Origin of the sequence: Candidatus Nitrotoga fabula, from assembly GCF_905221025.1 — a bacterium.
Classification (GTDB): domain Bacteria; phylum Pseudomonadota; class Gammaproteobacteria; order Burkholderiales; family Gallionellaceae; genus Nitrotoga; species Nitrotoga fabula.
On sequence record NZ_CAJNBL010000011.1, the window covers coordinates 45,697 to 58,890 of the forward strand.

The 13,194-nt window shown below is 49.1% G+C and carries 9 protein-coding genes; 4 read left to right on the top strand and 5 right to left on the bottom strand.

Annotated elements, in window-relative coordinates:
* Positions 1–344 precede the first annotated feature (344 nt).
* From nhaA to KJA68_RS04560, 3 genes are all read left to right on the top strand, one after another.
* Positions 345–1,721 (top strand): Na+/H+ antiporter NhaA, encoded by a 1,377-nt coding sequence (gene nhaA, locus KJA68_RS04550; protein WP_213035750.1) that lies wholly within the window; start codon positions 345–347, stop codon positions 1,719–1,721.
* A 482-nt stretch (positions 1,722–2,203) separates the two neighbouring features.
* Complete coding sequence (locus KJA68_RS04555; protein ID WP_213035751.1) at positions 2,204–3,328, top strand: DUF262 domain-containing protein; 1,125 nt, start codon at positions 2,204–2,206, stop codon at positions 3,326–3,328.
* Positions 3,306–3,815 (top strand): HEPN domain-containing protein, encoded by a 510-nt coding sequence (locus tag KJA68_RS04560; RefSeq protein WP_213035752.1) that lies wholly within the window; start codon positions 3,306–3,308, stop codon positions 3,813–3,815. Before KJA68_RS04555 ends, KJA68_RS04560 begins: the two co-directional genes overlap by 23 nt.
* 187 nt (positions 3,816–4,002) lie before the next feature.
* Here KJA68_RS04560 and KJA68_RS04565 read toward each other — a convergent pair whose 3' ends face one another.
* The 5 genes from KJA68_RS04565 to KJA68_RS04585 all read right to left on the bottom strand — a co-directional run bounded on the left by KJA68_RS04565 (position 4,003) and on the right by KJA68_RS04585 (position 11,768).
* Entirely contained in the window at positions 4,003–6,081 is a 2,079-nt protein-coding gene (locus tag KJA68_RS04565) for an ABC transporter ATP-binding protein (RefSeq protein WP_213035753.1), read from the bottom strand.
* Positions 6,082–6,088: 7 nt separating this feature from the next.
* Positions 6,089–7,528 (bottom strand): ABC transporter permease, encoded by a 1,440-nt coding sequence (locus tag KJA68_RS04570; protein WP_246487064.1) that lies wholly within the window; start codon positions 7,526–7,528, stop codon positions 6,089–6,091.
* A gap of 136 nt (positions 7,529–7,664) precedes the next feature.
* Positions 7,665–8,642 (bottom strand): ABC transporter permease, encoded by a 978-nt coding sequence (locus tag KJA68_RS04575; protein ID WP_213035754.1) that lies wholly within the window; start codon positions 8,640–8,642, stop codon positions 7,665–7,667.
* Between the two features lie 436 nt (positions 8,643–9,078).
* Positions 9,079–9,351 carry a hypothetical protein gene (locus tag KJA68_RS04580; protein ID WP_213035755.1) on the bottom strand — a complete coding sequence of 91 codons (273 nt, stop codon included), beginning with the start codon at positions 9,349–9,351 and terminating at the stop codon, positions 9,079–9,081.
* A gap of 266 nt (positions 9,352–9,617) precedes the next feature.
* Positions 9,618–11,768, bottom strand: a complete 2,151-nt coding sequence (locus tag KJA68_RS04585; RefSeq protein ID WP_213035756.1) for an ABC transporter substrate-binding protein — start codon at positions 11,766–11,768, stop codon at positions 9,618–9,620.
* Between the two features lie 75 nt (positions 11,769–11,843).
* Between KJA68_RS04585 and ygfZ the strand changes: the two genes are divergently transcribed.
* Positions 11,844–12,917, top strand: a complete 1,074-nt coding sequence (ygfZ, locus tag KJA68_RS04590) for a CAF17-like 4Fe-4S cluster assembly/insertion protein YgfZ (RefSeq protein ID WP_246487065.1) — start codon at positions 11,844–11,846, stop codon at positions 12,915–12,917.
* The last annotated feature ends 277 nt before the right edge of the window (positions 12,918–13,194 follow it).

Here is a 13,194-nt window from a genome sequence, read left to right on the forward strand (position 1 = left end):
GAAGTTATGCCAAGCCGGCAACGATCCTCCTGTCCCAGAATTTATCCTGCGCATCAGGTTGAGCCCTGATAACGTCTTTACCCTGCAGATTTTTTTCTGCCATTGGCTACTGTGTACATCATACTATTAAACCAATCGGCTGGCAAAATCAGGCGAATCCTGCCAGACTGCTTTTCCCGACGGAATTTATTTTGCTCTGACCGGATTTCACACAACCTCCCCGGCCCCAACACAACACCAGAAACCCGTTTCTTGATTAGAATTACATTTCCGATCCGGATGCAGCTGCCACAGACTGCATCCTCCATAAGAAAAACCCTATATCCCTAAAGATAGCAAATAACATGGCAAACCCGCAGCATTCCCATCCCGATACAGAAAATGGAATTATTTATGCGCCCTGGGAACGCGTGTTCAAGCGCGTACTCACGCCGTTTGAAAAATTCATCCACCGCCAGACGGCAAGCGGTCTGTTCCTGATGGTGAGTGCAATCATTGCGCTATTGCTGGCAAACAGTTTTATGGCAGAAACCTACCAGCATGCCATTCATACCCCGGTCAACCTGAATATTGGCAACTGGGGGGTCAACATGAGCCTGCACCATTTTATAAACGATGGGCTGATGGCACTGTTTTTCTTTGTGGTAGGTCTGGAGTTGAAACGCGAAATCATGGTAGGTGAACTGTCCGATCTGCGTCAGGCAGCTTTACCTGTCATCGCAGCCGTTGGAGGGATGGTGGCACCTGCGCTCATTTATGTTGCCTTGAACCATAATAGTGATGCTGTCCACGGCTGGGGCATACCCATGGCAACCGACATCGCATTCGCTGTAGGGGCGTTGACGTTGCTTGCCAGCCGCGTACCCAAAGCGCTCGTTACTTTTCTCGTTGCCTTTGCCATTACGGATGATCTGGGTGCGGTTCTGGTAATTGCACTGTTCTATACGCAGGAATTGGCGCTGAACTGGCTGAGCGTATCCGTAGCGCTGGTGATATTGCTGATGACTTTCAACGTTATTGGAATCCGCAAGGTAATCCCCTATTTTCTGGTAGCAGTCCTGCTCTGGTATGCGTTACTGCAGTCAGGCGTACATGCCACGATAGCCGGTGTTCTGGGCGCATTCACAGTTCCCGCCCGATCCAAATATGACCCCGCACTGTTTATTGATCGCGTAAAACAGCAAATCAGACTGTTTGCAGCCAATTGCAAGCAGCATGACAGCCTGATGACCAATGAAAAATTACACCCCATCGTGCAAAACCTGGAAGAAAGTATACGAAATGTGCAAACACCCTTGCAAAAGCTGGAAGACACCTGGCATTTACCAGTCGCTTTTGTCGTTATTCCTGTTTTTTCCCTGTTTAATGCAGGCATCCCTATCCAGATCAGCACACTGGGTGAAACCTTTACGCACCCGGTCATGCTTGGTGTGATGCTCGGATTGCTATTTGGAAAATTCATCGGCATTACCGGCGCATGCTGGCTGGCGCTGCGACTGGGGATCGGCCAGCTGCCTACCGGCACGCGTTTCAGCCAGATTGCGGGGGTTTCGGTACTGGGAGGTATCGGCTTCACCATGTCGATATTCATCGCACAACTGGGTTTTTCCACTCAACCCGAATATTTATTGATGGCAAAAACCGGCATTCTGTCCGCTTCACTTATTTCGGGATTGCTGGGTTTTGCGTGGCTATGGTGGCTGGGCCGTAAAACGGCATGACAGAACAGATTAACCGACTTGGAACCTACGAAACAAAACCCGGAAAATCAAGGCAAAGGCAGCTCTAATTCACTTTTATCATGAGATAATGCCCGCAGTCATTCGGAGAGGAAACCCATGTGTCAAAGAAGATTAAGTAGCGAATTTTTAGAAGCATAAAAAATGAGCCATGTTGTAACTCCCAATCCGCATTGGTGCAATGGATTGTTCGCATGGCATACCATAGATGCTGCTTAATTTATATCATGTAACACGGCACAACCTGCCGAATTGGCAATAGAAGAGGTGCTGTACAATTCGCGGCCGTAATACTGCTGTGGCAGGCAGGCCAGACGACGAGACAATGCCCAGCCGATCATACATTTAATACATAATTCGTATTAAATGACGGCCAACTAACAATAAACGATGTGCTCGCAGATAATACTCAAAGTTCCTGAATTTTAGTTTTTTGTAAATCTTGAATGAAGACGGGATATTCTATGAACGACCCAATTGAAAAAATTAAAGATGAAAATGAGGATGGATACTCAAATGATGACATATATAATATAAATTCTTGGGGGGCAGATCTTTCATTTCGTGAATTAATAACCATGTACGAAGAAAATGAATTAATAAAACCAGAACTTCAAAGAAATTATATATGGGACAAGGTAGAAGCAAGCAGGTTTATCGACTCACTGCTCCTGGGATTGCCCGTGCCAAGCATTTTTTTAGCCAATACAAGTGATAATCAAAAATTGATTATCGATGGATATCAGCGAATAATGACAGTTTATGACTATGTTCGTGGAATCTGGTCTGGAGACAAAAAAACATTCAATCTTTCCCGTAGTGAAAAAATAAATGCTCGTTGGCGTGGGAATGCTTTTAAAGAACTAACATCAGCAGAACAAAGAAAAATCCGTTCTACTACAATTCACTCGATAATATTTGAGCAAGCATTACCACGAGATGATGATACTAGCTTATTTCAAATATTTGAACGCATTAATACTGGTGGCCGAGCTTTAATGTCACAAGAGATAAGAAACTGCGTATACCAAGGAGAGCTCAATAAACTTTTGATTACTTTGAATAAAAATACTAACTGGCGGACCTTGTTTGGGGCCGATATTGACCCAAGGATGCGTGATATGGAGTTTATATTAAGATATTTCGCGCTAAACAACGATACCATAAAAAATCATGAAAAGGGCAGTATCTCTTTAAAGAAATTATTAAATGAATTCATGGGAAACAAAGAAAATAGCGAGCAAAAATTTATTGAACAAGGAACCAATCAGTTTACAGAAACTATTTCATTCATTTATAAATATATTGGTCAAAATGCTTTTTTTAATATTAGATCGAATAATCCGGAGAAAATTAGAAAGCGGTTTTATCCAACTATTTTTGACTCTTTAGCTGTGGCTACTTCAATTGCATTGAATACTCTTGGCAATAAAATTCCGGTTATAGGACTTGAAGAAAAGAGGATGGCGCTATTACAAAATGAAGATTATAAAAAATACATTACACAAGGAACTATGCAAATAGAAAGTATTCACGGACGTATAGGAATGGTTCTGGAAAAGCTTTATGGACTGCAATATAGAGAATAATTCTGTTTCTTATGATTTGACAATCTGCGATGATGAGTTACAGAAAATCGCATTAATAATTGGTAAAGTCGGGAAAATGGATCATTCAGTACCTTACTTAACAAGATATTCAATTATCAAAACTTGCGGAGCAATCGAGCATGGATTTAAGACGCTAATTTCAGATTATGCTTTAGATGCACAGTCAGAGCAACTGAAAAATTTTGTAGAAAAGAAGTTTAGAAATAGCTCAATGAACCCAAGTTATACTAACATATGTGACGGATTAAAAAGTTTTGATAAGAAATGGTGCCAAACATTCAAAAATAAAGTTAATTCGCTACCTGAAAAAGAAAAAATATTAGATTCGTTAGAGTCACTTAATAATGCTAGAAATAGCTTTGCTCATGGAGGCATACCGTCTACATCATTTGATGATGTGCGAGTTTATTTTTATGATTCCTTAAAAATATTAAAATTACTTGAAGAATCGATCACTGAGGAATAATAACGAATTTAAGTTACCAGTCAAAAATATATTTATAATAACGCAGACATAACTTTGATATTATTTTTTCTTGGGAATACCTAAAGTCTATAACCACTCATTCTTTTTTGAAATAATTTAAAAACACCAACACATAAACCACGTTACCTACAAAATTCTTCAGCCGTATCCTGATACAAATCAGCTGCTATTTCCTGAACAGATGACAATGCACGCTATGCTCGGGGCCAACGATGGCCTCTGCCGGATACGCTTCGCTGCATTCCGGCATGGCATGTTCACAGCGCGCATGAAAATGGCAACCCTCCGGGGGACGGGAGGGGGAAGGCATTTCCCCGGGGAGGCGGACCGATTTCATGCCCTCCCCGTCTATCTTTGGCACTGCAGACAAGAGCGCCCGGGTATAGGGATGCCTGGGAAAATGCAATACTTCCTTTGCCGGGCCGCGTTCGACAATCCGCCCCAGATACATTACATACACCTCATGTGCTAGATATTCCACTACAGCCAGGTTATGCGTAATAAACAGGTAGCTTAAACCCAGCGTATCCTGCAATGATTTCAGCAAATTCAGAATCTGCGCCTGCACCGAAACATCCAGCGCACTGGTCGGTTCATCGCAGATCAGCAGGGCCGGGTTCACTGCCAGTACCCGCGCAATTGCGATTCGCTGGCGCTGCCCTCCGGAAAACTCATGCGGGTATCGCCACTTTGACGCCTGATCCAGCCCTACCTGCACCAGCAGTTCGTCTATACGGGATTGCCGCTCCCCGGCATTTCTGGCAATGGACAGCGCATCCATGCCTTCTTGCAGAATTTCGGCAATGCGCATCTTGGGATTCAGGGAGGCGTAGGGATCCTGGAAAATCATTTGCATCCCGGCGCGCATTTCTTGCAACCGGCGCGCATCCGCTCCAACCAGTTCCTGGCCCGCAAAACGCACACTGCCTGCGGTGGGCGGGATCAGCTGCAACAGCGCCTTGCCCACTGTGGTTTTCCCACATCCGGATTCCCCAACCAGTGCCAGTGTACGCCCGGCCGGAATTGTCATGGATACTCCGTCCACCGCTTTGACATACCCTACCGCCCGTTGCAGGATCCCTTGGCGTATCGGGAAGTGAACCTGCAAGCGGTCAACCTGCAAAAGTGCAGTTGTCTCCTGTTTTCCTTCCTTTGCCTGAGCAACACCGTGAACAGCGGAAAGAAGGACATCCGCAGGCCCAGCCTGCACACCCTCTGCCTTGGAGGTATATAGATGGCACCGTACCCCCTGCCCGTTTTCCAGCACCGTCCATTCTGGCGCCTGCTCACGGCATAAGCCCCAGGATTTTTCACAGCGGGGAGCAAACCTGCACGCAGACAAGGGAGCTGCGCTCAATGGAGGCACATTGCCCGGAATGGCCGCCAATGGCTGCCCAACCCGCTCCGCATTTGGCAATGCGGCAAACAATTTTTGCGTATAGGGATGGAGTGGCTGTGCAAAGAGCTGCCTGCGCGAAGCCTGCTCGATGATCTGTCCGGCATACATCACCCCGACCTGATGCGCCATTTGCGCCACTACGCCCAGATCATGGGTAATCAGCAATACCGCCATGCCGGTTTCATGTTGTATATCGCGCAGCAACTCCAGCACTTGCGCCTGGATGGTCACATCCAGAGCGGTGGTCGGCTCGTCGGCGATCAACAGCTTCGGTTGTCCGGCCAGTGCCATTGCAATCATCACGCGCTGCTTCATGCCACCGGAAAGCTGAAACGGATATTCTCCCGCCCGCCTGGGCGCGTCTGAAATCCCCACCTGCTCCAATAGCTCGATACTATGCCGGGAAATTTCCGCTCCGCGGAGATCCGAATGCAGTTTCAGCACCTCGGCTATCTGCTCCCCTACCGTCATCACCGGGTTCAGGCTCAGCCCGGGTTCCTGAAAGATCATGGCCATGCGCCCGCCCCGCACCTTGCGCATTGCATGCTCCGGCAATGCCAGAACATCATTTCCCTCCAGCCTGGCGCCACCTTTTGCCATGCGTATCCCGTCCGGCAGCAAGCGCATGAGCGACAGGGCCGTCATGGATTTGCCGCAGCCAGATTCCCCCAGCAGCGCAAATGTCTCCCCACGCTGGATACAGAACGATACTGCATCCACTATGCGCGCACCATTTCTCAGTTGCGTTACCAGATCTTCCACATGGAGTATCGGCTGACCACCTAAATCCTGCGTAAAATCGCCGGATGATGAATGGAGCGGATTGCTGACTGTGCCGGATTTCATGGGGTCCCTAGTCCTGATTCAAGCGCGGATCAAACGCATCGCGTACCACATCCGCAAACAGGTTGGCCGCCAGCACCAGAACCAGCATGAACCCAAATGCGGCAGCCAGCGTCCACCACACCATCGGTTCGCGTCCCATTTCCAGACGTGCGGAATTGATCAATGTTCCAAAACTCATCGTGGTGGGATCTACCCCGACACCCACATATGACAGAACCGCTTCTGCCAGTACCAGACTGCTGAAATCCATTACCACTGCAATCAGGATGATATGCATGACATTGGGCAGGATATGGCGGGTAAGAATCCGGAAGGATGAAACTCCGAACGCCTGCGCCGCCTGGATAAATTCCAGCTCCCGCAACTTCAGCGTCTCGCCGCGGATCAGCCGGCATAGCCCGGTCCAGCTGGTTACTCCAAGTATCAGGCACAAAAACAGCAGGCGCAAATCGGCACGCGCAGCAGAAGTCTCAAACCATTCAGGATGCATCTCTATATACACCTGCATCATCAATACTGCCGCCGCAATCAGCAACACGCCCGGAATCGAGCTAAGAACGGTATAGAGATACTGGATCAGATCATCTACCCAGCCGCGAAAATATCCGGCTGCAATGCCCAGCAACAAGGCAAACGGCAACATCACCAGCGTGGTAACCGTACCGATGACCAGCCCGGTACGGATGCTTTTCAGTGCAAGATAGAGTACATCCTGCCCCACTTTGTCCGTGCCCAGCACATGATAAGCTGCTGCCAGATTACAAATCATGCCCAAAGCCAAGGACAGCAATAAAACTGTGAGCATCAGCGCCCTGACGGATTTCCTCTGCATGCAACCTGTCCATGCAGCCTTCCAGTCAGCCGCACGAGTTTCATGTCCGCTGGGCGAACCTGGCATCCTGGGGCGGATGCGCGCGAAAACATGAAACAGCCCTACGGCCAGGCCGATCAGGAACACGCCTGCCAATCCCCCTGCCGCAGCACCAGTCGCCGCGCGTTTCAGCACATCCTCCTGAAGTTCACTCGCAGGATCTGCAAGATGGGCGCCACCATGATGCAAACGGGGATAGTCCCGAATGATTGTGCCATCCCGGGTTTCCATACTCTCCTTTGCATAGAGATATGCCGCGAGCGGCGCGGAGTACGTTTTTTCGCTACGACTCTTCATATCGCTGGCAAGGACATCAAACAGACTCAATACCTCAGCCGAATAAACCTGCTGGCCATCGATTTTCTCCGGCAGTGCCGGGCGAAAATGCATGGAATCCAGCAGCCCCACCAGCAAAAACAGGGAAAAAAACAGCAGGGAAACCATACCTGTGCTGCTATCTGCCACTCGCTTCCAGGGCAAAACCAGGTGCGGGCGTTTCCGTATCCACAGCGCTGCAGCAAAACCGGTTGCCAGCAGCAGATAGATCATTGCATCCGTCCAGAGAATAACTGGCATGTTCCCTATTCCCGTGTTACGTACTGACAATGGTTTACATGGAAAACGGGAGAGCGGAGAATGCAACAAGACCTATCCGCACCGCGCAGGAAACCGGTTCTGCCCCCAACCTTCCGTCTGCATGCCGGGTATGCAATCATTGCAATCTCACCCGCGGGTCGACAATCGTATAGGAAATATCCGTGAGAACCAGGCCGGCAATGTACAAAACCGAACCCAGGAAGACCATGGCATGTACCACACCAAAATCCTGAGCGTTGATTGCATCGATGGTATAACTGCCCAGCCCCGGAATGCCAAAGAATGATTCCGTCAGCAGACTTCCCATGAACAGCAACGGAATGACCACCACTACGCCGGTCAATATCGGGATCATTGCATTCTTAAGTATGTGACGGAATAGCACATGCAATTCCGAAAGGCCCTTGGCACGGGCGGTTCGCACATATTCCCTGCCGATTTCTTCCAGGAAAATCGTTCGATACCAGCGACTGCTTGAACCTACGCTGCCTATTACGCCTATCAACACCGGCAGCAATATAAACTTGAAGCTATCCATACCCTCCGCGTATCCGGAAATAGGAACCCAGTGCCAGAGTTTGCTCACCAGGAACTGGCCCCCAATGATGTAAAAAAGGCTGGAAACGGACATCAACAGAACGCATAGCGCTACACCCAGCATATCCAGGACGGTTGCCCTGAATAATGTCAGCATTAACGCAAACGTGATATAGACAAACAATCCGGCCAGAAACGTCGGAAGCGCTATGGCCAGACTGGGCAGCATCCGGGTCTGTATTTCACGCGCAATATTCCGTCCATCGTTGGACATCCCGAAATCAAATGCGAACATTCTGGCCGATTTCTGAAAAAAAATCGTATCCGTAAGCACCTTGCCGCCACTGGCATGAAGATTAAGCAGCAATGGCTTATCGTAACCATGCTGCTGCTTCCACTTTTCAATGGCTTCGGGTGTAACCCGCTTCATGCCCAATTGCATCCGCGCCATATCATCTGCCGTATTCACCATAAAAAACAAAGAGAACGTCAACAGATTCACGCCGATCAGGATCGGGATTGCATACAGGATACGGCGGATAAGATAGGCAATCATTTCGTTACGCTATAACTTGCGCTCACACTTAAAGAAATCTCTCTGCTCAAGGTGCAGTAAAAAATTTCTGGTGATTCCAAAGAATCCAGTCAGGGATACAACTCGCATGCATAAAATCCGAAAAGAACCGCCTGAATCCCATTGTTTAAAAATACAGACAATGCAATTGAAAAAGGCATTACCATAGAGAGAAAATGGCCCGAGTTCATCCAAAAGGGCGCATCTCATTTCCAGCAAGCAGAGTCCATCCAGGCGCCAGAAAATTGAATCCGGTCTATGCGATAACGCTCCCGGGAAGTTCTCTGTTTCCACCTGATCAGGAGCAACCCAAGTGCCAGAATTTAAACCCTGTCAGAAACCCTGAAAAAACAGGATCGACCTGATCCGCCCAAGCCTGGAGCTTTCAGACAGGTTTGCTTGCCGCCAACCTGCACCATTAGTGATTTTCTGGAACGTCATGCTCCAACAATAATTTCTGTCTGGCAACATCACGAGGCATGCATACCATTTCGTTACCAACCTTTTTTTCAAGGCCCCTTACCTTGGCGCAAATCATGATAGGCCCATTCGGCGTTGCCTTGGCATTCTTGCACCATCCATCGGGAGGGGTGGTTTTGAAGTCTATCCAGGTTCCCTCAGCCGCCTTGCATTCCTCCGGATTTTCCGGATAGGCATGAGCCGCGACTGGCAATGCCATCATGGCCGTCATACAACAAACTGCAAATGATCTGTTTTTCAAAATACTCAAAATACTTCTCCTGTTTATCACGGCGGCAAAAAGGGCGTTGCCGCATCACCTGATTGTTTTGACCTGCATACCCATTCAAAGTTTGGCAGTCATTCATCATTTACTACACTCATCCCGAAGATGGGATGTGATCCCGCATTCAGAACAAGATCCCGTCCAAATTGGCCAGTATATAACAATTGGTATTCCCTATGGCTTCTCCATTCCCTGCCCGCATATGGAATCCGTCATCGCGCCTGCTCCCTTTGCCACAGCACCCTCCATAGCCATCCGGCCAGAAAAACCAGAGCCAGGCCGCCCAGCCACAATGGAGCCAGTTTTGGCTGATTCCACCGGTTACGCAATTCTTCGCGCTGTGCCGGATCAATACGCAAATATTTGACATTATTATTTGCCATCTTGTTCGGCTTGCTATTGTGCAGCCAGGCATGGCGCAACACATAGTCCTTTGGGTGCTGCCCCCATATCCACGGCGCATCCCGGCGCAGGATTTCCAGCATCTCATCAATTATCTTTTGTCGCTCCGGTCCATTTTCCATGTTTTTCATTCGTTCAAACAGATGATCATATTCCGGGTTATGGTAATTCGAAGCATTTTCCCCCCCTTTGGCAACCTTCCCCTGGGCGCCATGAAGCAAAAATAAAAAATTTTCCGGATCGGGATAATCGGCATTCCAGCCGAAATAAAACATTTGCGTATCCCCTTTGCGAATCTTGTCCTGAAAACGGTTATAGTCAGTGCTGCGGACCACAAGCTGCAGATTAATTTTTTCCAATTGCTTGCGAAGCCAGTCCAGCCTGGACTTGCTGCCCACGCCTGAAACAGTAGTATCCAGATAGATCACCAGGGGTTGTTTCGTTTTTTCATCCAGGCCATCCGGGTAGCCCGCTTCCGCCAGAAGTTGCCTGGCCTCATGGATTGCTTTGCGGCGCGGCGCGCCGTTTACCCAGTCATACACATAATGATTGATGCCTGCCTCCCCCTCGCGATAGCCGAATATCCCGGGTGGTATGGGAGATTGCGCGCTTATACCGCGTCCATTGGCAAAAATGGAAATAAACTCCTCAAAATCAACTGCAATGGAAATCGCACGGCGCAGCTTGGTCGCACGTTCGCTCGCACCCCCTACCACCGGATCAAGCCAGTTAAAACCCATATACATGGTAGAAGTAGCAACCGATGTGGATAGCTGGATACCCTGGGCTTTCATCTCATCCGTAACGTTCGCTTCGCCACTCACGCTGACCTGCACTGCCTGGTCAAAACTGTCCGAACTGATGCCTGCCGCATCGTAATAACCCTGCAGGAATTTATTCCAGTACGGTATGGTTTCCTTCTCCAGGCTGAATACCACCTTGTCTATCAGCGGCAAGGGCTTGCCGGCATCTGCCAGCAACCCTGCTTCCCTGTCCCCTGCTTCGCCCTCGTCAGGATAGGTTTCCCCGGAAAAGTTGGGATTGCGAGCCAATACCATACGCCGGTTGGGATCATTCTCCGACAGATAATATGGTCCGCTACCCACCGGCCACCAGTCCAGCACCAGATTACGCTCAGCCATCCCCGGCTGTGCATAAAAACGCTCCGCCTCTACCGGCATGGGTGCAAAGAAAGACATTGCCAGCCAATAGGAAAACTGAGGGTATTTACCGTGGATCTTGATGCGATAGGTGTGGTCATCCACAATCTGCACCCCTTCCAAAGGGTAATCATGCAGATTCAGGAAGCGACCGGGATATTTTTCCTTGGCCTGCTGCAATGTCGTAACGTATTCCTTGAGACCTACAATATACTCTGACATCAGGCCGACAATGGGGGAATGAATTGCCGGATGCGCCAGCCGTTTGATCTGATAGACGTAATCTGCCGCGAGCACATTTCGCGTACCGGAATGCGGGAAATCGTTCAATGTGTGAATATTACGCAAATCCCTGGCAGTAAGGGCATGGTATTCCAAATTGCCATTTGCGTTGCGTGCAAAAGCCGGGTGTGGCTGATAATGCAGATCGGGCCGCAGGCGGATTTCATAAACACTGAATGCCACCTTGTCCGCAGGTGCATCATCAGGCAACGGGCGGTTGCTCTGGTCCAGATAGCTCACCGCTGGCATTGCGCTGGCTGCCTGCGGAACCAGCGCATAGGGGCGCTTCAGAAAATGATACTGCAATGGCGGTTGATAGATCTGTGCCAGGAATATATATTCATTCTCACTATAGGCTGACGCAGGATCGAGATGCTTTGGACGCTCCGAAAACGCGGAATAGTAAATGGATTTACCTTGATCGTTGACCGGATAGGGATTGTTCCACAAACCGCCCTCGTTACAAGCTCCAAGCAACAGGAGCAGCAGTGCATGCGGTACATAATATAAGCATTTCATGACGCAAGAGTTTATCCGAAATACCGCTATTCGTGGTAAAGTTAAAAGTATTTTAAAATTTACAAATGGGCAGCAATGATGAATGAAAACTGGAAGAACTTTTTAATAGAGCAGGGAGCAGCGATCCAGGACGACATCGTCCAGTATTTCGGTTCTGGGGCTGGAGAACTCACTGCAGCCCGTGATGGACTCGTGCTGTGCTATTTGAGCCAGTATGGTGTACTCAAGGTGTCCGGCGAGGATGCCGAGACCTTTTTGCAAAACCTGGTCAGCAGCGATGTCCGCGAAGTCTCTCCATGGTGGGCGCAGATGAGCAGCCTAAGCACCCCAAAGGGCAGAATGCTGGCCAGCTTCCTGATCTGGCGCAAAGGCGTGCTGGCCGATGCGGACAAGGCATTTTTGCTGCAGCTGCCCCGCAGTTTATGCGCAGGCATACACGAGCACCTGTCCAAATATATTCTGCGATCCAAGGTAAAAATTGAAGATGTCAGCGATCAGCAAATCAGTTTCGGCTGGGCAGGAGAGAATTGCGAAGAACAACTGCGTGAATACCTGGGCTCGGTACCCATTGAACACTGGGGAGCAGAAGAAGTAGGAAACCGCAAATCGGAGCATAATGACACCGGGGTCATTCGACTGGGCGAGCAGCGCTTCCAGATCAACACCACGATCGATCACGCAATTGAACTGTGGCAAAAACTTATCGTTACCGGGCGCCCGGTAGGTTCACCATGCTGGGACTGGCTTTCGATCCAGGAAGGTATCCCCTGCATCCTTCCGGCCACCCAGGAGCAATTTGTGCCGCAAATGGTCAATATGGAACTGATTGGCGGGGTCAGTTTCAAAAAAGGATGCTATCCCGGCCAGGAAATCGTGGCGCGCATGCAATATCTGGGCAAGCTCAAAAAAAGAATGTACCTGGCCCATATTGAAAGCAACGCTCCTCCGCAACCCGGGGATGAACTTTACAGCGCCGACATGGAAGGACAAGCCAGTGGCATGGTCGTCAACGCTTCGCCTGCCCCGGACGGCGGCTATGACATGCTGGCTGTCGTTCAGATCAGCAGCCATAAAGACCAGACTGTACACTGGAAATCGATAGACGGCCCTGCCCTGCGATTCAAAAGGCTGCCCTATCCGATATACTAGGTTCTGGTGACAAACCAGACGAGCCAAATGAAGCTGGCCGCCAGAGCGATGAAGGTATCATAGCGTGAGGCCAGTTTTTATGGCGTCAATACATCCTTGGTGCTTGGTCAGTCACTGCAAATGCTCATCGTTTGCTGGCGCGCGTTTATACAGGCACCAAGCCAGACGGTCCGCATTAGAGCCGGGTTGTATTAATAATTATCCCTATAAAACCAATTTATTGAATAAATTAAGATATTTTGTTAACTGCATATTCTAATGCTTATTCGGTAAGATA